This is a genomic window from Neobacillus muris (assembly GCF_943193175.1).
Classification (GTDB): Bacteria; Bacillota; Bacilli; order Bacillales; family Cytobacillaceae; genus Neobacillus; species Neobacillus muris.
This window is the reverse complement of record NZ_CALPDF010000008.1, coordinates 83608-106240: the sequence shown is the minus strand read 5'-3', so window position 1 is coordinate 106240 and position 22633 is coordinate 83608. Positions and strand designations below refer to the sequence as shown.

The window sequence follows — 22633 nt, the reverse complement described above, 5'->3', positions numbered from 1 at the left end:
AGGGGGAGAATAGTTTGTCAAAAAATAATATATTGCGAGGAATACGCGTCATTGATGCATCGACCGTCTTGGCAGCTCCTTTGATCGCCAACTTGCTTGGCGACTTCGGAGCTGAAGTCATTAAGATTGAACAACCTGGTAAAGGGGACCAAACCCGCAGTTTTGGTGAAGGGACATGGAAGGTTACCAACAGAAATAAAAAAGCGATTACGTTAGATTTTAACAAAGAAAAAGGTGTGCAGCTATATTATCAACTAGTTTCTAAGGCTGATGTTGTAATTACAAATTTCCGTCCTGGAACGTTAAAAAAATGGAAAATTGATTACTCTGATTTAGTCAAAATAAAAGAAAACCTTGTCATGATTCATTTTTCTGCATTTGGTAGAAATGGACCTTACGCAGAGAAACCGGGATTTGCCAGGGTAGCAGAATCGTTCTCTGGATTAACCTATATGACGGGTTACCCGGATCGGAAACCTATGTTTTCTGGTTATCCCATTGCTGACGCAATGGGGGGAGTGTATGGCGCTTTTTCTGTCATGTTAGCACTCTATCATTATAAGCAGACAGGAGAAGGTCAGCTAGTAGATTTATCATTATATGAACCACTTGTAAGAGTGATGGAGAACTACATCGCAGATTATGATCTGGAAGGGAAAATTCCTGAGAGGCAAGGTACTCATAACCCTGTGGTTGCCCCAAATGATCTCTATGATACAAAAGATCATAAGTGGATGGTTATTCCTGCTTCAACGCAAAATATGTTTGAAAGATTAATGATCGTGATCGGGCATCCAGAATTAGTGAGGGATCCAAGATTTCTTACGAATCAATTAAGAGTAAGAAATCGCGATCAATTAGATGAATATATCCTTTCTTTCTTTTCGGAACACACATTTGAACAATTACGTGACTTATTAGAAAAGCATGAGGTTGCTTATTCTCCAGTCAATTCAGTAGCTGATCTTATTCATGATCCGCATGTTCAAGAACGAGAGAATATCATTTCCGTAATTGATTATGGACTTAATAAGGAAATCAAAATGCAAGGGATTGTACCGAAATTTTCCAAGACACCTGGTCAAGTCAATTGGGCCGGAGCGCCATTAGGGTGGCACAATACCGAGATTTATAAAGGCTTACTCGACCTATCTGATGAAGAATTCAATGAATTAAAACGACATGGGGTTATTTAATCGTTAGAAAGAAATAATTGTGGGAGGAAAACGATGGAAAATTTTGAAGATCTTAAACACTTTATGGACACTGTGAACGAGCTTGGCGTTTCAGGCATTGATTGTATCGTTTATCAGGATCATAATATGATTTTCCGCCATGCAGCGGGTTACTCCGATATCGAAAATCGGATTCCGATGCAGCCAAATGCACTCTATAACATTTATTCAGCTACAAAAATCATCACATGCGTTGCCGCTATGCAGCTCGTTGAAAAAGGAAAGCTGCTTCTGAACGATCCTCTTTATTTTTATCTGCCAGAATTTAAGGATATGAAGGTCAAAAGCGGCACTTTTGTGATCAAACCGGCAAAACAGCATATCCGGGTTGTTGATCTGTTTACGATGTGCGCAGGTCTCAGCTACGAGCTGGACACTCCGGAGATGCGGAAGCTGATAGCCGAAACCAGCCGGGATTTCAATACGAGAGATTTTGTCAAGGCATTGGCAAAGGAACCTCTTCTGTTTGAACCGGGTGAAGGCTGGAATTACAGTTATTGCCATGATGTACTTGGAGCTGTGGTTGAAGCCGTATCGGGCATGTCCTTTGGCGAATACTTGAAGAAGAACATCTTTGACCCACTGGGAATGGAGGACAGCGGTTTTTCGGTACCGGAGGAAAAACGCGGAAGAATAGCGCCCCAGTACCAATATAGCTATGAAACAGAATCGGTCGTACGGGTAAGCAGTGATTGTATTGGTGCCGCAGGATTAAGGCATGAAAGCGGCGGAGGCGGACTGATCACGACCGCAGAAGATTACATTTTATTCGCGGACGCCCTGGCCTGCGGCGGCATTGGTAAAAATGGCAGCAAGATCATTAGCGAAAATGCCATCAATCTGATGCGCAGAAACCAGTTGAAGGGGAAATGTCTGAGCGACTATCGGGAAATGGTCGTGTCCGAAGGAATTGGATATGGGCTCGGGGTATCTGTGGTGATGGATGCTGCAGCAGCATTTCGGCTTGTTCCAGAGAACTCGTTCTCATGGGGCGGTCTCGGTGGTGTCCAAGTATTTATCGATCCTGCCAACAAACTTTCCTATTTTGTGGCGCAGCATACCCTTTACAGCCCAAAACATCTGATTGAGCCTAAAATGCTGAACATCCTTTATTCCAGTATATAAGATTGGAAAATAACCGTTTATCTAATTTGATATTTTGAGAGTTATGGGAGGTTACGATATGGGGAAATTGTCTGGTAAATACGCCATTGTGACTGGCGGCGGCAAGGGAATCGGCGAATCCATCGTCAAGCGCTTTTTGGAGGATGGTATTGAAGGAGTGGCGGTACTAGAATACGAAGTAACGCTCGTAGAAAAAATGCTTTCGAATTTTGGTGAAGCTGGGGATAAAGTCCTGCCGATCCAATGCGATGTATCTAACGATGCACAAGTAAAAACCGCTGTATCTCAAACAGTGGAACGTTTCGGTACCATTGACATTCTCGTCAATAATGCTGGTATTACGAAGGACCGCATGTTTCATAAGTTGGCAGATGACGCCTGGGATGCGGTTTTAAATGTGAATCTAAAAGGTGCCTACCACCTATGTAAATACGTCATCCCGATTATGAGAAACAATGCGTACGGAAGAATCGTTAACATTTCATCGGTTTCGGCCTTCGGCAATCCAGGGCAAGCGAATTACGCCGCCTCAAAAGCAGGTTTAATTGGATTTTCAAAAACGCTGGCAAAGGAAGGCGGGCCGAAAAATATTACTGTAAACTGTGTTGCTCCTGGTTATATTGAAACGGATATGTACAATAATGTACCAGAAGAAATCATCGCAGAACATATGAAGCTAATTCCTTTAAGAAGACTTGGGCAGCCAAATGAAGTGGCAAGTGCAGTATCCTTTCTATCCAGTGATGATGCCAGTTTCATATCGGGCCAGTGTCTCATTTTGAGCGGGGGCGCGACAACTTGATGAAACGACAAAAAGGAATTTGAGAGGAGGGGCAAGAAATACTAGAATACTAAAATTATGTTAAGGTGACTGATAAATGAATACACAAATGATCAATCTACTATGGCTTGCAAAAAGTGAATATCCCGCTGGCAGCAGTCTAACAGCTCATAAGCATGAATACTATCAAATCTACTATGTCATTAGTGGAGAAGGAGATTTTATTGTCGGAAAGAAGAATATGAAACTGGGACACGGGATGTACCTATTTACAAGACCAAATGATATTCACGGCATCTCCGATACACGAGATGTAGACGGAAAACCATTGCGAATGCTGGAAGTAAAATATGTTGTTTTTGATAACGAGTTTCAAGAGAGCCTAAACCAGATCCCGATTGTCTGCCAAGGCTCAGATACGATTGAGGAAATGCTGGAGCTGGTCTTTAAAGAGGGAATTGACACACTTCCCTGGTATCTCGAAATTGCCACCCATACATTCATTTCAGCGCTCTATTATATGATTCGTTTTCAAAAAATAGAAATTTCGGCAACGCCGCAAAAGTCAAAAGTGGTGGAGCAAATTAAAGAGAATATCCAAGCAAATTACAAGAATGAAATATCCTTGGACCATCTTGCGCAGTTTGTTGGCCATAGCAAAAATTATCTTTGTAAAACATTTAAAGAAAATACCGGCATGACCATCAATTTGTATCTCAATAAAGTACGAATCGATAAAGCAGCAGAATTATTAGTTAACACCAATTTGGATATAGCTGAGATCAGTAATGATGTCGGATATAACAACATCTACCATTTCATCAAGACGTTTAAAAAAATTGTCGGGACTTCACCAGGAAACTTCCGCAAAAATGAACTAAGCGGCAATGCATTAGTGAGTTCTGAAGTTAGGGCAATTGCCACGATTCCGGCTCAACAAACAAGAAATGATGTATAGCATCTAAAAACATGAGGTGAAATTTATGACTGTTCTTTCAGGAGTAAAAGTTTTAGATTTAACCCATTATATTGCGGGGCCATTTTGCAGCCAAATACTTGCTGATTATGGAGCTGATGTCATAAAGATTGAACGGCTGGATGGCGAAGTTGGAAGAACATCTGCCCCGATGTATGAGGATATCAGTCTGTATTTTGCCTCGGAAAATCGGAATAAACGAGGGTTGGCATTAGACTTGAAAAGTGTAAAGGGAAAAGAGATTCTTCACCGTTTAGTTGAAACGTCAGATGTTTTAGTAACCAATTATGGTTCCAATGTACCCGAAAAATTAGGCTTTAACTATGAAACGATTTCCGCTATTAATCCAGAAATCAGCATGGTCCATATCACTGGATTCGGAATAACTGGCCCTTACCGGGGTTACGGAGCCTATGACGGTGTCATTCAGTCCATGAGCGGCTTAGCCGAATTAACAGGACATCCAGATGGTCCGCCGACATATGTTGGAACGTTCATCGCTGATCATATTGCGGGGTTACAAGCCGCGCTAGGGACGATGTTAGCCTTATTTCATAAAGAAAGAACGGGAAAAGGGCGATTGGTGGATATTAGTATGCTCGATGGATTAGTTTCCTTATTAGGCTTTAGCGTGGCCGAGGCCAAGTTGCATGGAATTAAACAACAAAGGTGGGGAACGAGTGACCGCTTTCAGTATTCGAAAGCTTTCCCGACAAAAGATGGCTATGTATTTTTAGGTGCCTATATCAATGCACCGGAAAAAAAGTGGATGGATTTTGCTGCACTTATTGGCAAAAGTGAATGGGGACAAAGTAATTCTCCATTCTTTCTGGAAGAAGGAAGATTCAAAAACAGAGAAAAAATGGATCAGGCGATTGCTGAGTGGACTGTCCAACATACAAAAGAGGAAGCATTTCAACTGTTGCAGCAAAAGGGGATTGCCAGCAGTCCAGTCAATAATTTAGAAGATGTAATCGATAATCCTCAAATTCAACACAGAGACATGATTAAAACTTTAAATATAGAAGAGATGGATGTGCCGGTTCCTGGAGCTGCGATTAAGCTTCTTGGAAATCCAGTTAAAGAGTTTACCGCACCGCCAACTCTAGGCGAACACTCAGAGGAAATTTTAGCACAATTGGGTTTTTCTGAAGTGGAAATAAAGGAATTTATCGCCAGCAATATCGTAAGAATGGAAACAAATACCGGAAACCATAATGAATTGAATCTAAATTCATAATAGATTTAATAAGTTTTAAAAGACAGTTTTAGAGCATACAGCATTAACCGATGACTACATAGGAGCAGGTATGCTTCCGAAACAATCGTAAAAAATCAAAATCGGAAGCCGATCGACCGTATCGTTTCATGGGGGATAGCAGGGGGTGAACCGAGCATTATGGGGATCGGTCCAGTTCATGCCATTCCATTAGCCTTTGAACAGAGCAAACATAACGATCGGGGATATCGTTTTATTCGAAATTAACGAAGCGTTTGCTGTCCAATTTCTAGCTGTTGAAAAGGAGCTGGGACTGGATCGCACCATTAACAATGTGAATGGCGGTGCCATAGCACTTGGTCATCCTGTCGGGGCGAGCGGTACAAGGATTTTGTACTCACTCAAAACGAAGTAATAAAAAATATGGGGCAGCTTCTCTCTGCAGCGGCGGCGGCAAAGGAATTGCTATAATTGTTGAAGCATTATAATTATGAAGTGTCGTAATTACCATAAAATATAATCCACCAAGGAGTTTAAGGCTAACCGGGGTGGAATATCCCGACAAATGGATGTTCTCTTTAGAAGAAAAATGTTTATTTACTTGACCGGACATGCAACAGCATGTTCGGTTTTTAATTCAAAATATTAAATGACTTATTAATGAATCTAAACAAAGAGTTAAATCATTAATAAATTCATACCTTTTTATAGTAAAATAATTGTGAAATATAGAGGATTATTCAAAAAGCTTATGGGAGTTGAAAGGCATTGGAATTATGGGCTGAAGTTCTAAAAAAGATTAGCGGAAAAATATCAAGACCCAGTTTTGAGACATGGTTTGCCAATACAACTGCTGAAATAAACGATGATGTGATGATTGTAAAGGCTGGCAACCTATTTCAAACTGACTGGCTAAATGAACGATATAAAAATCTAATTATGGAAACAGTAGAGGAATTGATGGGCAGAACATTCGAAATTGAGATTTCTTCTGTTGACGGGAAATCTGTAAGGGAACCATTGAGGTTCCAAAACCGTCACGAAAAAAAACCAGTTGATGAATTAAAGGATCTTATCAACGAACAGAACGTCTTAATTAAGAAACAACAAGAAAAAATAGAAGAATTAGAAGCGCGAATCAACAATTTGGAGAAAATCGTAATTTTGCCATAGACCTCCAACGAATAAAGGAGCGTTTTACAATTCATTGGAAGAGGGCGAGGGAGCAAACAAACTCACCCTAGTAACTGTCGTTTAAGTTGACTAAAATATTATTATGTAAACAAGAAAATAGTTAAAGAGAAGCAAATATTAAAAACACCAAGGATATAAATTACTGGCAGTTTTTGCTGCTGGCTTGTTAAACTCTCGGTAAAGACCTTTTGGATCGGAGTCCGATTGTCGTTGGAAGAAATAGAGTACATAGGACTTTCATTGGGACAGTGAAAGAGTAAATATTTCAAATTGGAGATGTCTAAAAAATGAACCCAAATAACGTATTGGAACAGATGAAAGGAAAACTGATTGTTTCCTGTCAAGCATTGCCTGAAGAGCCGCTTCATAGTCCATTTATTATGGGGAGAATGGCCTATGCTGCGATGCTGGGCGGTGCTGCTGGTATAAGGGCCAATAGTGTGGAAGATATCAAAGAAATCAAAAAAAATGTTGATTTGCCTATTATCGGTATTATCAAACGGGTTATGGAAGGATCAGATGTGTTCATCACACCAACCCTTGAAGAAATCGAGCTCCTTTATCAAGAAGGGGTAGATATTATTGCATTAGATGCAACGGCCAGAGTCAGGCCTGTTGGAAAAACGATTCAGGAGATCTTTCCGCTTGTAAGGGAAAAGTATCCTAACCAGCTCTTTATGGCAGATTGCTCAACGTTTGAAGAAGCAAAATTAGCCTATGAATTGGGTTTCGATTGTGTCGGAACCACTTTAATTGGTTATACAGACTACACGAAAGGTCATCATGTACCTGACCTTGATTTAATTGAAAGAATGGCGAAAGAAATTCCTGTCCCCGTCATTGCAGAGGGCGGTATTTGGTCGCCTGATGACCTAAAGGCTGTATTTGACCATGGAGCCTATACGGCAGTAGTTGGATCTGCTTTTACTAGACCGATGGAGATCACAAAGAGGTTTATTGAAGCAATCCGTTAAAAGGTGAAACCTGAAATGATGTGAAAGTCTTATCCAAATTTTGTTGTTAAACCAGCAAATTATTTTATTATTAAATTCATAGAATAGTTGAGACGGAGTAAACAAAGGGGTTGGTCTTAATGCAGGTTCGGGAACTCACGGAAAAGGAATACTTAGAATCACTAAACCTTTCCATGTATGCGTTTCAATATAAGGTTCAGGAAGCTGACATACCGGCTAGAGTAGATGCGATAAAAGATCATAAAATTTTAGGAATATGGGATGAGAGCAGTTTAGCAGCCAAACTGCATATTATTCCACTAACTATTTATATGAAAGAAGCCGAATGGCCAATGGGGGGAATCGCTGGGGTTGCGACCTACCCTGAATTCAGGAGGACCGGCTATGTAAAAGCCCTCATTACGGATGCGCTAAAACACCTGAAAAACGACAATCAAATCGTATCGCTTTTGCATCCATTTGATATTTCTTTTTATCGGAAATATGGCTGGGAAATCTTAAATGAACAGAAAAAAATCATCATTGAAAAAATGAACTTAAAGTTTCTCGAACCCCAGCCAGGAAGGATAAGAAGATTTTCCAAACAGACCCATCATGAAGCGATAGAAAAGATGTATGACCAATTTTGCATCAGGCATACGGGAATGTTAAAACGGGACACCAAATGGTGGAAAGAACATGTATATGAGGATGACTCACAGGTGGCTGTCTATTATACGTCCGTGAATGAGCCAAAGGGTTATCTTCTTTATAAAGTCAAGCAAAGGAAAATGGAAGTGGAAGAGTTCTTGGCTCTTGACCACGAGGCCAGAATAGGACTATGGAATTTTATATGCCAGCATGACTCAATGGTTGAATCGGTGACGCTTAATCTTGCCAGCCAGGACCCTTTTCCTTATTTTCTCCCGCAGCCAAAGGTGAAAACCGAGGTAACACCTTATTTTATGGCAAGAGTGGTGGATGCTGAGGAAGCTTTGCGAAGACTTCCGTTTTTACATGAGAATGAACCGCTATTCCTGCATCTTGAAGATTCATTTGCCCCATGGAATAACGGGAGCTATTTTCTTGGAAATGGAGAAATGAAAGTGTATAAAGAAAAAACGGGGGGCCAGTGTGCCCATCCACCGAAAAAGGGAATTCAGTTAACGATCAATTCTCTTTCAGCCATTTTATTAGGTTATAGAAGACCAATGGAGCTTTTTGAAATGGGCTATTTAAAGGGATCTATAAGCGAAATAGAGCTTTTTGAAAAAAAGGTCCCGACAACGAAGTCATCATTTTTTGATTTCTTTTAACCTATTATAAAAGGGAACTTCTGCCACGTACAAAGGAAAGTTTAGAAGCCAATGATATTGTTCTGCAAAAAAAGTCTGTCTTTTTATAGAGTTTAGAAGCGCTGCCGCTAAGAGATACAACCCTATCTTTAGATCGGAAAGGAAGGGATTGTATCTCTTTTTTTGATATAAAAACCGGCACGTTATTTTCAGGGGAAATATTCGTCCCTCCGATGACAAAGGCCATTATGATTAGTGAGTCAATCCAAGAATTATGAATTCTATCTTTACTATACTGTTTTATGGGTTTCCGAGGGAGTATGGGGCTCTTTGCCATTGTCTCTACTAATCTGTAAGATTGGTATTTTTGATAAATAAGTAGTGTGTTATACTTTGAATAGTCCGAATAGTTAGTAAATAAAAAGAGTTTGAGGAGGAATGAAATGGAACATATTATAATTGAAACGAAAGAGGGGGTACGTACACTGACCCTGAACAGGCCGGAGCGTCTGAATGCGGTAAATGATACACTGAGTAATGAGATTATCCAGGCCATTTCAGAGGCTTCTGCTGACGATGAAGTCTGTGTCATTGTTATTACCGGGAGTGGACGAGGATTCTGTGCAGGTCTAGATTTGAGTGATTATGCGAAAAGAAATCCAGATGCTCAATCTCGTCATCAAAAATTAGATGAATTGGGTTGGGTTGGCCGTCAAGCATTGGGGATTGTTCATTGTGATAAGCCAGTTATTGCTGCAATCAATGGAATTGCGGCTGGTGCAGGATTAGCACTAGCACTGTCATGTGACATCCGCTTCATGTCTGCTGATGCAAGGGTAACAGCTGGATACATTCGCCGTGGACTCAGCCCTGATGCGGGAATGAGTTATTTTTTACCTCGATTGGTCGGGCAGGCAAAGGCTGCTGAATTGATCTTAACTGGCCGGGACATTTACCCTGAGGAAGCAGAACGAATGGGATTGGTGAACCGAATATTCCCTGATGAAGAATTTCAGGAACAGGTGATGAATTTTGCCAGGGAATTAGCAGAAGGACCGGCGGTAGCAATGACGCTTTCTAAGAGATTGCTTGCTGCAAGCCCTGACACAGATCTTACAACGATGCTAAAACAAGAGTACGCTTTTATTAAGCAATGTTTTGGAACAAAGGATGTTCAGGAAGGTGTTCAAGCCTTTGCTGAGAAGAGAAAGCCTGTGTTCCGAGGAGAATAGGTCCATTCCTAGCCGTTAGTTAATTGAAAAAACAGTGACAAGTGAAAAGAATCATGTCACTGTTTTTATTAACATTAAGGGGAAGGTCATTCCTTGACCAGACATGTGACAGCATGTCCGGTCTTTTTTAATTTCTACATTATATCACCTATCTTTATTCTCAGAGCTTTGAAGGGTGATGAATCAACAAGGGATTGATATTTCGGAGCGTGCCTCACATCCACTATTAGTTTATAATAGAACGATACCAGTATGAAAAGCAGGAAGTTATTCCTATGACTTTAGAAGATGTAAGTAGGTGGGCACAATCGATATCATAGAAACACGGGTGAGAGGGTTTATTGCAGATATCCAACACCCAAGTCAAAAAAAAAGAATCAACCTAAATGATTTAGAACTGCAATTACGCAAGCTGATGGATGATTATTTTGAACGGGATGGGTATTCCCAATTTTTTAATACTATACAAAACTTACAAGAGGAAGGGCAGCTAATCCCGATACGAAATAATCAATATAACGGGAAAACACCAGCGCTTGCTTTATATTATTGGGTGAATATCAAAACCCAGAATTCTAAATGGGATCGTTTGGAGATGATGAAATTAAGTGATCTGTTTGATTTCTCCTATTATGAACGGCATCCCGAATGGCAAACAGAAGAGGAATGGAATCGGATCAAAAAGATCTATTCTTTTTTACAATCGAGTCAGGAGCGGGAATGGGTATCCGTCGAAGAAAGAAGCTTGGAGCTGTTTGGCCATGAAAAATTCCTCCTAGATGGCGAACAGTTTTCAGATGGCAAAGGCTTTTTAACGAGAATGGGCATCACAGCCGAACAGCTTAAAATGGTGAACTATGGAGAGCCATTTGTGTTTTGGATGAAACAAGGAACAGTCATCCATGAGATTCAGCGGATCCTCATCGTCGAAAATCTATCATTCTTTCATACTACGATTCAATTAGTAGAAGCAGGCCAGTTGGATTATGAGCCTGATCTTATTATTTATGGGGAAGGGACGAAAATCGAACGGAGCTTCTCGTTTTTCTTTCGCCTGTTTCCGCCGAAAAACTATCTGTTTTATTACGCAGGTGATCTTGATGCCGCCGGGTACGGCATCCTCATTCGGCTGATTGAAAAATACCCGGACTGCTGCATTCAGCCTGCCTTAAAAATTTATCGAAAAATGCTCGAATGCGTGGAACAAAAAAATGATCAAAAGCAAGGTCAAACACAAAATTCCTATTACCGGGATACCTTCCTTCAATGGTTTAGCGGAGAGGAACAAGCCATACTCCTGCAATTATGGAAGGAAAATAAGCGGATTCCACAGGAAGTGCTGACAATTGAATCATGGAGGCGATGGATGTGAACGAATCATGGGAAGGCTTCTCCGGAAGAATGCAGCGATTAAATCCATTGTTCGAGCTTGGCAGGGGAATGGATGTAGGCGAGTTGAAGCCATATATTCAAACGATTCTCATGCAAGTGCTCCTCACCATCTTTTATCGGGAATTAAATGATGATGATCAAAGACGAAAGTCAGATATTAAGTACATGGTGGAAGATACGATTAAACAAATGAAGCTTCTCGCCGACGATAAACAAATTGAGCGGATGACAAGCGGACTTTTATATTCAGGAAAAGAAGAATACAGTCAACCGTTCGAAGCATTCTATTTTGATGAAATCAGGCAGTCCTGGGAGACGCAGGTATTCCGGTATGTGACAATGGATGAGTTATACACCAATTTAGAGCTGGGCGGTTCGATTGTCTATAAACTCACCGAAGTATCACAGGAAATGATATTTATGAGCCGGGAAATGGCGGAGGAATTCTCCATCACTATTGAGCAGCTGTACAGTATGCAGCTGATTAAAAACGGAAATTTCCGTAAAGCAACTCGAAACCTCGATCACCTCATTTCACGTGTAAACCGCTTAATGGCGAAAGAATTCTCCTTTCAAAAGGAAATGATCAACAATCCCAAAATCTTATTAATGGAAGAAGAAATGCAGCGGGCCGATAACCGCGTTGAGATCGAAAAGCAATTTGATGAGGAAAAATCGCACTTCCGGACGATTACGAGCATGATTGAAAAAACAAAACGGAGAAATGAGCAGGATGATGATATCCAAAAAGAATTGCATCTCCTCCAAGAAAAGGTGGGCCATACAAGGCAATTGCATGATCGGTTTGCCAAGCTCGTCATCCAAAACATTTCTTATGAAATGAAATTAAAAGCGGAAAATCCTTCTTTGTTTTGGGAAAATAGCTTGGTTTCATTCCGTGAACATCTTTATGAAAATGTGTTCATGAAGGAAGGAATTCGTTCGTTTTCGGCAATCGAAACAGTACTGTCTCCGTTATTTTCACCTAAGAATGAATTCATCCTCCCGCTTGATTGGATATGGGGAGAACAGGAATTCGATGAAAAACAGGTGGTGGATGCCGTTGTCGACGAGGAGACAGAAGAAAGCATCACTCAGATGCGGGTGACGGACTGGAATTCTGTTAGCAAGGCATGGAGTTATGTATTTCAACAGTTACAAGCAACGGGAGAGTTTTCATTGGCGGAATTATCCACCTTTCCATTAGAAGTACAAGATCTATGGCTTGAAGAATCGGAAACGATTGATTTATGGATGATGTTTGACAAGAAGCCGCTGAAGGTTCAAGTACTGCATCGGAAGGAAGAAACCTTGAGTGATGAAAGGGAAATTCTTCTATATAAACTCATGAAAGAGTACCCGCAGTTTCAAGTGTTTGAAGGCACGAAAATCTATACGATGTTTGATCATCGGGCGGAGCCGATCCTGTGGCAGCGTACGAAAATCACTCCTTTTAAACTATGTATCCAGGAGGCTTACTAAATGAGTGCAGAAACGATGAAGAAGGCGGCAGCTGTCTATTTTACATTATTAAAAGATAAAGTGATCGATGAATATAGTGAACACTTTCAGACATATTTTGATCCGGAGGTCAGACAGACAGTTCTCTTATTAGCAGATGAATCAGGTACCTATATCATTGAATCGCCGAAACGGATTCAATTGGTCGTCCAGCCCACTGGCTCCGTGTTTGCGACTAATTTTACCCATATGAAGGAAAAGCATAAGCAAATCGAATCGAAAAAACATTTCCATCTGATTAGTGTGGTGATCATGTCATTTTTAGCGGGTATTGACCGAAACCAGGCAGCGAAAATTCGCTCGCAGCGGGAAGGAATTAGCTATTACACGTTAGAACGGCAGGTCAACGATTTGATCATGAATTGGGAGACCATTCTCAAAGCAAAGCCTGACTTTGGGGAAGAAGAACGGATTGATATGAAGGATGTTGTGACGACGTGGAAATACATGGAAGTAGAAACGGATGATTATGGCGCGAAAAAAGCCAATCGCCGAACGAGAATCGGATTAATTGCTACCGCGATGCGGTTATTGGAGACGGAGCGGCTAGTGGTCATTTTGGATCGCGAAGATATTCCAAAGGTAATTCCGAAGCAGGAGCTTTTTGAACGGATTGAATACTTGTACCATGATTATGATCGTTATGAATTATTGAAACAATTAATGACAGTAAAGGAGGATGGGCATGCCGAAGATTCATCGAATTAGAATTGTGGGCCTGAAATACGATGGCATGCAAAAACAATATAAAGATACTACGTTTAACTTCCATAATGAGGAGACTTCAACCAATGGCCTCATTTCGATGATGAACGGCGGCGGGAAGGGCGTATTTCTACAGACCATCTTCCAAATTCTCAAACCTGGAACAGCATGGGGAAAACAGAACAATCGCTATTATCAGCAATTCTTCTTTAATAATAAGGAGCAATTTATCCCTTATACCTTCCATGTGGTGGTTCAGTGGGAATTAGATGGGGCGGACCGCCGTCATCTCGTTACCGGGGGAATGTTCTCTGCTGAACAGCGGATCTCTATGAGTGAAGAAACGGGGAATGAGAGCAGGACATTGGAACAGGAAGCAAAAATCCTCCCTACGTTTACGTTTTATACAAGAGAGTTTGAACGGAAGGAAGAGGCAGCCCTCGAGCATATTCCGCTCTATGAAAATGAGGAAGTGGCGGATACTGAGGTATTGAAGGACTATTTAAAATGGAACGGCTATGATGTTTACCGAGATACGAAGAAGCATTATCGCATTCTTGATACATACGGAATTAATCGTAAAGACTGGGATATTCTGAAGGATATTAACAAGGATGAAGGCGGTGTTGGAAAATACTTTGAGGGAGCAGAGGATGATCATTCCTTGTTCCAAAAACGCATCATTCCAACAGTTAGTCAAGTGCTGCATCGAACGGAGCATCAAAAGAACGATCTTGTGGAGATCTTCAAGAGTCAGGCAAGTATCGCGAAGGACCTGCCTGTCCTGTTAAAACGGGAGCAAGCCCATAAGGAGTTCTTAGAGGATATTATTCCTTTTGAAGAACACCTGGCAAAAGGAATCGAACATAAGGAAATCATCGAAGCGGATAGTAAGGCAGGAAGGCAGCTACTTGGTGCATTGGAGCATTTGAAGAAAACAGAAGAGGAAGCGCTCCTTGCCTTAGAAAAAGACATGGAAAACCTAACCATCAGGCAAGCCGATTTACGGTTTCAGAAAGACAACCTGGAGTTCGCCAAAGCCCATAGAGAGGTACTAGATTGGGAGAAGAAATTAGCGGCTGAACGGAACAAGCACACCTCTTTACAAGAACATTTGAAGGGAAAACAGGAGCGTAAAGACGAGCTGGCCTTTCAAACGATTTTAAAAGAGTGGTTTGAATACGAGCAAACGATTCACTCCCTCACCGAGCAAATGGCCAAATTGGAACAGAATAGCGGCTTAGTGCAGGTGAATCAACGAATGGATGAAATCAAAACAGAGGCCTTCGGGCAATGGGAGAATGCTTACCAATCGATCCAGCAAGCGATGGCGCAGTATGCCGGCTATCAAAGGTTCTTAAAGGAAACTGAAACCGAACTGACGCGGCAGGAGAAACAAAAGACGATGGAACTGGCGCAGCTTGCGACAGAACTGGATCGTCTCAATTCGCAAATCGATACATTCGAAACGAAGGAAGAGGCCCTTACAAACGAGTTTGGTGACCGCATCACCTATGATTTAACGGGGTATATCGAAAGTCTATCCAAACAAGTGGAAGCCAAAAACGCTCAGCTAGAAGAGCTGGCTGCGAAAGAACATGAATCAATAGAAAAGCAAAAGCAGCTGGCTGCATCTCACGGAACTCTTGCTCAATCGATTACGTTTTTAGAAGAAAAATGCAGCGATCTGCAGCAAGCCCATAAAGAACAGTTGCAAAAGGAAGCATCATTAGTGGAGAAGCTTCGCGGTTTACTAGAGGATGTCACGGTTCCGTTAGGCCACGCGCTGTTATCAAAATATTCGCTTCAGATAGAAGAACTCCTAATCCAAAATAAGCAGCAGGCGGAGAAAGTGAAAAAAGAGCTATGGGAAACACAGCTCGACCATTCCTTAAATGATGATCATTTTTGGATTGCCAATAAGGATGTGAAAGAGTTAAAGGAATGGATTGATGAAAAAACGGGGATTGATGTGTTCTATGGAACCCAATTCCTCCAATCCTTAACGCCTGAGGATTTAGCGAAAACCCTGCTGGACTATCCGCTCCTTCCGTATGGGCTGGTGGTCAGTCAGCCTCAATGGCAAAAAATTAATCAGCAAGTTCTATCGGGAAGATTGTTTAATAGCCCTGTTCCGATCTTCCTGCGTGAGGAAATGAACCAAGAAAAGGATCAAGCTTCCTTTGTCATCATGAACGGAAACGAGCAAGCGCTCATAGCGGATAAAAATCACTTCATCAACTGGAAATTACAGATTGCTAAACAAATCAAAGAAAAGCAAGAAACGCTTGATGAAATCGAGAAAACCGAGTCGTCCCTCCGTCATATGTTAAAAGATATCGACCGATTCCTATCAAGTGAGCTTGCGGTGGATCTCGAAAGAACGCTCAGCCAGGAGCAGAATCTTCTTCTTTCAGAGCAAGTGAAACTACAAGAAATCAGTGCACAGGAGGAAAAAGAGAAGGAATCACAGGGGCAGATTAAAGAACAGTTAGAGCAGGTGAAACGAAAATCGAAAGAGCTTGCAGCCGACGTAGTAACCTTAACGACATTTGAGGAAGAAAAAGCGCTGCATCAAGAGAATAAACAAGCTAAGCTAGACAAAGAGAAACAAAAGGAAGCTTTGACCATCAAACAAAAGGAAATAAGTAACGAGCAGCAAACGATGGCTGACCTGCAAAGCAAGTGGAAGCAAACCTATTTTGAATGGAAGCTAACCCTCGAACAAACGATCAAGGAAATTTCCGTTTTTATTAAGGATGCAGCGTTTCCTGCAGAGGAAAAGGCCAATCCAAGTGAAGAAGTTCCACGGCTTTCCCACCATTTATTAGAAGAAATGAAGGGGAGTATCGAGGAGTTAAAGCAGCTGCAAAAATCAAAGGAAGAGCAAGCTAGTGAATTATTGGTGATTCAAGCCAAAAGAGAATCAGAGCAAAAGCAGCAAAAGAAACTGGAGAAAAAACTGATGGCTTATCAGGAGAGCTGGAAGGAAACGCCTGAACCAGATGAACCGATTAGTATCTTGGAAAATATGCTGCAAACCGCCCAAAAGGAAGCAAAGACGGCAGAAAAACAGGAGCGTGACCAGGGGACGGCCGTAACTGTTGCAGAAACCTCTTTAGAGCATTCGAAAGAGCAGCGTGAAAAGTTAGCCAAGAAGGCTGCCAAGCACGATAAACAGCCTAAAGAATGGGAAGACCTTGACTTAGAAGTGAAGGCTGTCGAAATTAACGATCAAACGAAGATCGCGAAGGATGAAGTAAAGGAGGCGGAAAAACGATTAAAGGATACAGAAGCGGCTATTACTGGTTATGAAGGCGATTTGTTAACTTTATCCGTTATTCTAAAAGAGGATGCTGCTGCATTCACGGATCAGGATGTCGAAAAAATTAAGCATCAAGGGAAGGCTTGTATCTTGTCCTGGTGTGAGGGGCATCAAGCCATTCAGGAAGAAGCCCAAGAGAAGCATGCGAAAATCGAACAATCGCTGCGCAATCTTAAGCTGGCGATTGAAGGGAAAGATTGGGAGATTCGTTTTAAAAATGAAGTATTAACCACGCTTGACCATATGGATACAAGGCATTATTCACATATTCAAACGATTGTCAAAAATATGAAGCGTTTTTCACAAAGCGGTTTGGAGCAATTAGAGCGTGACAAAGAACGAGCTGAAAAGGCGCAAAACTTCTGGGCCAGCCGTGCCAGCATGAAGGTAATGAGCATTTCCGAATCGATTCGGTCGATGATTGCGAAAATGAAGCTGAAAAATGAACGAGGTTCGTTTCCGCTTGTCCAGCTGAAAGAGGACATTTTGCCGAAACGGGCGGAAGAGATCGAGCCTTTGCTGAAGCAGCATTTTGTTGCTGCCATTAACAAAATTACCAAACAGTTTGATCTTATTGATAATAACAATCTACTATTAGAACAAGAAATCAAGCAGCTTATCAGTGATGAGCAAATTTTATTTGTCTCGCTCAGGAATCGCTATCCGGAGCTGCTCGTCTATAACATGCGGACAGATAACACCTTTATGTACGGGAAGCCAAAAAGAGAGCATTATTCAACCTGGCAGACGATTAATCAAGGCTCGAAGACGAAGTCGGACGGCAGCGGCGGACAAAAGCTATCGGCTCGGATGGTGATGATGATGATGTTATTGTCGGTGAAAGGGGAAACGGATCAAAGCTGGGTGCCGTTAGTCTGCGATAATCCATTTGGCCAGGCAGCCTCGGCACATGTTCTTGACCCGATTTTCGCTGTTGCCGAGAAACTGAAATTTCAATTCATCGTTGTGACACCGCCTGAATTAGTGAAAACAGAAATCAGCCAACGGTTTGATGCCTATTATAAATTGGACTTCATTCGTGAAAAAGGAAAAGAAATCGTTTCAGACACGATTGTTCCCGCATTTCGCATCTATCAAGGAGAGGAAGTTATTCAATAGTGGAACCATGGGGACGGTTCTATTGGTAAAATTGAATACCAAAGGCTTTCTTGATAATATGTAGCCATCAGAACCGTCCCCGCGGTTCTCGCGGTTTTGCCAAAACGGACCCTCATACCGGAAGCAAGGGAATCAGTGCCTAATTAACCGCCCAAAGGTCAACAATGCTGATCGAAAGAACGATTCAAGAATTGAAATGGTCGTTTCGGGATGCCTTTTTTGATTGAAGAAGGCTAAACCAACTTTTCTGAGGAATTCTAATAAATAAGAAAAACCACGTCGTCAAAAAAACTGCATCCCAATTGTTAGACAACAGCTAACAATTGGTTGTGCAGTTTTAATATATTGAGAAATTTTTGTACCAAAAACAGAAGTTTGATAATTAAAAATATATTGACAATTCCAAATTATGTTAATAAAATACTCTTAAGTTATCATATCATATGAAGAGTGAAAGGGAGGTGGAAACCATCGCAATTAAACGTAAATCCCTCGTCGATGATGTGATTGAAGTCTTTTTAAAAGATGTGGAAAATGGCCTCTATACATATGGTGATAAATTGCCTTCCCAGAAAGAATTGGCCAACCGTTACCAGGTCAGCTTGATTGTAATTCGAGAAGCACTGACCAAATTATCTGCAGTCGGAATCATCCATTTTCATCAAGGAAAAGGGACCTACCTGAATAAAACCGAACAAGAAACGTTTACTACTCCTGAATTTTCCTCTCTCATTTTTCATAATATCAATAACCTCCTTGAAATTGTCGAAGCCAGACAAATCGTTGAGAGTGAAACAAGCTCATTAGCGGCAAAACGAAGAACCCATCACAATCTATTAGAAATAGAAAAAACGATCGAAGGAATGAAGGAAAGCCTACATGATTATGAGACTTTTGCCAAGTGGGATGTTGAATTTCATATCGCTGTTGCCAAAGCTTCCAATAATCAAGTCCTCCAAAAATTGACGACGCTTCTGATTGATAGTTATCGCACAGAAATAGCCAAATTTTTTCAGGTTCCGGGCGTGATTGAAAAGATCTTAATGGAACATGAAAGCATCTATTATCAAATTTTATATAGAAATAGCAGAAAGGCTTCTTTCATCATGCGAAACCATCTTGAATTGCCTGAAAAGGTGTTTTCCGCAAAAATGGCTGAATCAGAGAATTAAAACGAGAAGTGCCCTAGTTCCATTCTTATAATGTAAGCCCTTCATTTTAGATTGATAAGATCTCAAATCATAAGAGGTGGATGAAATATGACTAACTATCGAGTTGCTGTAATCCCTGGAGATGGAATCGGCCCGGAAGTCGTGAAGGAAGCCGTTCATGTGCTTGAACTTCTCGAAAAGCTGGATCCTTCCTTTCAAATGGAATTTGCTGCATTTGATTGGAATAGCGAGTATTTCTTGGTAAATGGAAAAATGATGCCGGAAGATGCCCTTGATACCTTGAAAAACTATGATGCGATATTATTCGGTGCCATCGGGGATAAGCGGGTGCCGGATGATGTGACGGTATGGGAGCTGATCATGCCGATCCGAAAACGTTTCAACCAGTATATCAACCTGCGGCCGGTTAAATTATTGAAGGGAGTACCTGGCCGCTATCAAGGGGAAACGATTGATTTTGCGATTGTCAGGGAAAACGCGGAAGGCGAGTACTCCAATAGCGGCGGCCGATTGTACCCAGGCACGGAACAGGAGATGGCGATCCAAAATACGGTTATCACTAGGACCGGGACGAAAAAGGTCGCCCGATTTGCCTTTGACTATGCGAAAAAGCACGGCAAAAGCACGGTTACAAGCGCGACAAAATCCAATGCCATCGTCCATTCCATGAAACTATGGGATGAGGCGGTAAAGGAAGTAGGAAAAGAGTTTCCGGCTGTTCAGCTGCAAAGCTATTATATTGACGCACTTGCCGCCTATTTTGTTATGAGACCGGAGGAGCTCGACGTCGTGGTGGCCTCCAACTTGTTTGGGGATATTTTAAGTGACTTAGGCGCCGCGATTGTAGGAGGACTCGGGCTTTCTCCTTCTGCCAATTTAAATCCGGAAGGAGAATTCCCTTCGATGTTTGAACCAGTCCATGGATCTGCTCCTGATATTGCGGGTAAAGGCATTGCCAATCCGATTGCCCAAATATGGTCGGCAGCTCTTATGCTCGAACATTTGGGGAGAAAAGATTTAGCAGACGTTATTTTGGCAGCTATTGAGCGGGTCCTCGTGCAAAAACAAGTACGGACACCCGATTTAGGCGGAAGTGCAACGACGATGGACATGGGATCTGCCATACGGGAAGCAATCCAACTATTACTATTGGTAAAGGAGGGGCAATCATGATGCGCTTGGAAAATAAAGTTTTGGTGGTTACCGGTGCACAGGGAGGCATGGGGAAAGAAACCGTTAAACGATTTATAGAAGAAGGAGCCTTCGTTGTTGCTGTTGATCTAAATGTGGACGGGGTAGAGGAAACAAAAACTCTATTGCCGATTGCAGCGGATTTAACAAAAGAAGAGGAAGTTTCGAATGTTTTTTCATTAGCTCTGAGGAAATTTGAGCGGATAGACGGGCTTGTCAATCTTGCAGGGATCGCACAGGCGGCCACACCGATTGAGGAAGTGAGTTTAGCAGATTGGGAGAAGATTATCCGGGTTAATGCAACAGCTCCATTTCTAACTTGCCGTGCTGCTGTATCTCCTATGAAACAGCAAGGGGGCGGCGTCATTGTCAATGTTGCATCCATTTCCATGATAAGACCTAGGCCTGGCTTAAATGCCTATATCGCTTCAAAGGGAGCCGTCGTTTCCTTTTCACAAGCATTGGCCATTGAATTAGCTGAGTATGGGATTCGGGTCAATGTGGTCAACCCAGGTCCTGCCGATACGAGTATGCTTGGGAAATTTTCGTCAAAGGATGCGGATATCGAGTCAACAAAAGAGACCGTCTTTAAGAAGAGTGTTCCAATGGGCAGGCTGATTGATCCTCTAGATATCGCCAACTCCTTAGTGTATTTGTGTTCAAGTGAAGCATCCATTGTGACAGGTGCAGTTTTAAATGTAGATGGAGGAAGGGGGATTTAACGAGTGACTGCAGTCGATGCTCAAGTACGTGGCTGTTACATTGACGGTAAGTGGGTAGTTCCTAAACAAGATCGATTGATAGATGTAAAAAATCCAGCGGACGGTTCTAGTTTGGCTTATGTCCCAAGGGGAGACAAGGAAGAAATAGACCTCGCCGTAAAAGCTGCCAAAAAAGCCTTTCATTCAAAGGAATGGAGGACGTTTCATCCATACCAGCGAGGGAAATTTCTTTTTCAGGCAGCGGAAGTCATCCGGGAGCATAAAGAAGAATTGGCCCGATTAGAGACATTGGACGTCGGAAAACCACTGAATCAATCCGCTATGGATGTAGAGATTGCGGCCCGTTATTTTGAATACTATGCAGGTATCGCCGATAAAATTTTTGGAGAAACGATTCCAGTGGAACCAGGGATCATCGATTACACGGTCCGTGAACCCATCGGGATAATCGGCCATATTATTCCGTGGAATTATCCATTGCAAATAGCTGCACGAAGCATTGCTGTTTCCATTGCCACTGGCAACGCTGCCATTCTGAAGCCAGCAGAGGATACCCCGTTAACGACGCTTAAGCTAGTGGAATTCATGGAGCCTTTAGGGCTGCCAAAAGGTATTTTAAATGTTGTCACCGGTTACGGCCATGAAGCAGGGTCGGCACTTTCAGGTCATCCTGAAATCAACCATATTACGTTTACAGGTTCAGTCGATACGGGGAAAAGGGTGATGGCATCAGCGGCACAAAATATCGTTCCCGTAACCCTTGAACTTGGTGGAAAATCCCCCAATATTGTCTTTGCAGATTGTCAGGAAGAATTGGGACTGGAGTGGGTGCTGAAGTCGATTGTTCAAAACGCCGGTCAGACTTGTTCTGCCGGGTCCCGTCTAGTTATTGAAAAGTCCATAAAAGAAAAATTCGTCCAGAAGCTTGCGGCAGCCATGGAGAAGCTCTCCATCGGACCCGGAATAGACAATCACGACCTGGGACCCGTGCTCTCCAAAAAGCAATTTGACCGCATCCAAGGTTTTCTTGATCTGGCCAAGAAAGACGGAATCAGGATCCTTACTGGAGGAGAGCGAAGGGAGATAAATGGGTGTGAAGCAGGCTATTATCTTCCGCCAACCATTTTGGATAATGTTCCTGCGGACCATATTCTTGCCCAGGAGGAAATTTTCGGCCCTGTCTTGACCGTTACCACCTTCCAAACAGAAGAAGAAGCTGTCGAAATTGCCAATGGCACACCATATGGACTGGTTGCTGGCGTATGGACGGAAAACGTCGGCCTTGCACACCGAGTTGCTAGCGGGCTCCAATGCGGCCAAGTATTCATCAATCATTACGGGGCAGGTGGCGGTATGGCGCAGCCATTTGGAGGATACAAAAAAAGCGGTTTTGGCCGAGAAAAAGGGTTAGAGGCTTTGCGAAATTATACGCAACTGAAGAATGTAGCTTTGAAATACTAAGGGTGTTACAACCGT

At 42.1% G+C, this 22633-nt stretch carries 17 protein-coding genes and 1 pseudogene; all 18 read left to right on the top strand.

Annotated elements, in window-relative coordinates; all coding sequences use genetic code 11:
- Positions 1-14: 14 nt before the first annotated feature.
- The 18 genes and pseudogenes from NFS43_RS08430 (at position 15) to NFS43_RS08345 (ending at position 22618) form a co-directional block, all read left to right on the top strand.
- Positions 15-1196 (top strand): CaiB/BaiF CoA transferase family protein, encoded by a 1182-nt coding sequence (locus tag NFS43_RS08430; protein WP_251551211.1) that lies wholly within the window; start codon positions 15-17, stop codon positions 1194-1196.
- A gap of 33 nt (positions 1197-1229) precedes the next feature.
- The gene (locus NFS43_RS08425) at positions 1230-2360 is read left to right on the top strand and encodes a serine hydrolase domain-containing protein (RefSeq protein WP_251551210.1); all 1131 of its coding nucleotides are present in this window, start codon (positions 1230-1232) and stop codon (positions 2358-2360) included.
- A 58-nt stretch (positions 2361-2418) separates the two neighbouring features.
- On the top strand, positions 2419-3162 hold the full coding sequence (locus NFS43_RS08420; RefSeq protein ID WP_251551209.1) for an SDR family oxidoreductase: 744 nt from the start codon (positions 2419-2421) through the stop codon (positions 3160-3162).
- A gap of 76 nt (positions 3163-3238) precedes the next feature.
- Entirely contained in the window at positions 3239-4099 is an 861-nt protein-coding gene (locus NFS43_RS08415; protein ID WP_251551208.1) for a helix-turn-helix domain-containing protein, read from the top strand.
- Between the two features lie 25 nt (positions 4100-4124).
- The gene (locus tag NFS43_RS08410; RefSeq protein WP_251551207.1) at positions 4125-5357 is read left to right on the top strand and encodes a CaiB/BaiF CoA transferase family protein; all 1233 of its coding nucleotides are present in this window, start codon (positions 4125-4127) and stop codon (positions 5355-5357) included.
- Between the two features lie 72 nt (positions 5358-5429).
- Positions 5430-5824 (top strand): annotated as a pseudogene (locus NFS43_RS08405) (acetyl-CoA C-acyltransferase); the annotation flags it as partial.
- Between the two features lie 280 nt (positions 5825-6104).
- Positions 6105-6509 (top strand): DnaA N-terminal domain-containing protein, encoded by a 405-nt coding sequence (locus NFS43_RS08400; protein ID WP_251551206.1) that lies wholly within the window; start codon positions 6105-6107, stop codon positions 6507-6509.
- A gap of 308 nt (positions 6510-6817) precedes the next feature.
- Entirely contained in the window at positions 6818-7504 is a 687-nt protein-coding gene (locus tag NFS43_RS08395; RefSeq protein WP_251551205.1) for an N-acetylmannosamine-6-phosphate 2-epimerase, read from the top strand.
- Between the two features lie 119 nt (positions 7505-7623).
- Positions 7624-8799 carry a GNAT family N-acetyltransferase gene (locus tag NFS43_RS08390; protein ID WP_251551204.1) on the top strand — a complete coding sequence of 392 codons (1176 nt, stop codon included), beginning with the start codon at positions 7624-7626 and terminating at the stop codon, positions 8797-8799.
- A gap of 422 nt (positions 8800-9221) precedes the next feature.
- Positions 9222-10010: an enoyl-CoA hydratase/isomerase family protein gene (locus NFS43_RS08385; RefSeq protein ID WP_251551203.1), complete on the top strand. Its 789-nt coding sequence runs from the start codon at positions 9222-9224 to the stop codon at positions 10008-10010.
- Between the two features lie 298 nt (positions 10011-10308).
- Complete coding sequence (locus tag NFS43_RS08380; protein WP_251551202.1) at positions 10309-11382, top strand: Wadjet anti-phage system protein JetD domain-containing protein; 1074 nt, start codon at positions 10309-10311, stop codon at positions 11380-11382.
- Positions 11373-12884: a hypothetical protein gene (locus tag NFS43_RS08375; protein WP_251551264.1), complete on the top strand. Its 1512-nt coding sequence runs from the start codon at positions 11373-11375 to the stop codon at positions 12882-12884. The genes NFS43_RS08380 and NFS43_RS08375 overlap by 10 nt, the downstream gene beginning before the upstream one ends.
- Positions 12885-13631 carry a DUF6063 family protein gene (locus NFS43_RS08370; RefSeq protein ID WP_251551201.1) on the top strand — a complete coding sequence of 249 codons (747 nt, stop codon included), beginning with the start codon at positions 12885-12887 and terminating at the stop codon, positions 13629-13631.
- A complete protein-coding gene (locus tag NFS43_RS08365; RefSeq protein WP_251551200.1) occupies positions 13609-18072 on the top strand; it encodes a coiled-coil domain-containing protein in 4464 nt (1487 codons plus the stop codon). The genes NFS43_RS08370 and NFS43_RS08365 overlap by 23 nt, the downstream gene beginning before the upstream one ends.
- Positions 18073-18533: 461 nt before the next feature.
- Positions 18534-19244 carry a FadR/GntR family transcriptional regulator gene (locus NFS43_RS08360; protein WP_251551199.1) on the top strand — a complete coding sequence of 237 codons (711 nt, stop codon included), beginning with the start codon at positions 18534-18536 and terminating at the stop codon, positions 19242-19244.
- Positions 19245-19331: 87 nt separating this feature from the next.
- Positions 19332-20417: a tartrate dehydrogenase gene (locus NFS43_RS08355; RefSeq protein ID WP_251551198.1), complete on the top strand. Its 1086-nt coding sequence runs from the start codon at positions 19332-19334 to the stop codon at positions 20415-20417.
- A complete protein-coding gene (locus NFS43_RS08350; protein ID WP_251551263.1) occupies positions 20417-21157 on the top strand; it encodes an SDR family NAD(P)-dependent oxidoreductase in 741 nt (246 codons plus the stop codon). The genes NFS43_RS08355 and NFS43_RS08350 overlap by 1 nt, the downstream gene beginning before the upstream one ends.
- Before the next feature lie 3 nt (positions 21158-21160).
- Complete coding sequence (locus tag NFS43_RS08345) at positions 21161-22618, top strand: aldehyde dehydrogenase family protein (protein ID WP_251551197.1); 1458 nt, start codon at positions 21161-21163, stop codon at positions 22616-22618.
- The last annotated feature ends 15 nt before the right edge of the window (positions 22619-22633 follow it).

Coding starts and splice junctions, on each gene's coding strand:
- NFS43_RS08355 (WP_251551198.1), top strand. CDS start 19,332: ATGACTAACTATCGAGTTGCTGTAATCCCTGGAGATGGAATCGGCCCG.
- NFS43_RS08395 (WP_251551205.1), top strand. CDS start 6,818: ATGAACCCAAATAACGTATTGGAACAGATGAAAGGAAAACTGATTGTT.
- NFS43_RS08390 (WP_251551204.1), top strand. CDS start 7,624: ATGCAGGTTCGGGAACTCACGGAAAAGGAATACTTAGAATCACTAAAC.
- NFS43_RS08370 (WP_251551201.1), top strand. CDS start 12,885: ATGAGTGCAGAAACGATGAAGAAGGCGGCAGCTGTCTATTTTACATTA.
- NFS43_RS08410 (WP_251551207.1), top strand. CDS start 4,125: ATGACTGTTCTTTCAGGAGTAAAAGTTTTAGATTTAACCCATTATATT.
- NFS43_RS08425 (WP_251551210.1), top strand. CDS start 1,230: ATGGAAAATTTTGAAGATCTTAAACACTTTATGGACACTGTGAACGAG.
- NFS43_RS08385 (WP_251551203.1), top strand. CDS start 9,222: ATGGAACATATTATAATTGAAACGAAAGAGGGGGTACGTACACTGACC.
- NFS43_RS08365 (WP_251551200.1), top strand. CDS start 13,609: ATGCCGAAGATTCATCGAATTAGAATTGTGGGCCTGAAATACGATGGC.
- NFS43_RS08420 (WP_251551209.1), top strand. CDS start 2,419: ATGGGGAAATTGTCTGGTAAATACGCCATTGTGACTGGCGGCGGCAAG.
- NFS43_RS08415 (WP_251551208.1), top strand. CDS start 3,239: ATGAATACACAAATGATCAATCTACTATGGCTTGCAAAAAGTGAATAT.
- NFS43_RS08350 (WP_251551263.1), top strand. CDS start 20,417: ATGCGCTTGGAAAATAAAGTTTTGGTGGTTACCGGTGCACAGGGAGGC.
- NFS43_RS08375 (WP_251551264.1), top strand. CDS start 11,373: ATGGATGTGAACGAATCATGGGAAGGCTTCTCCGGAAGAATGCAGCGA.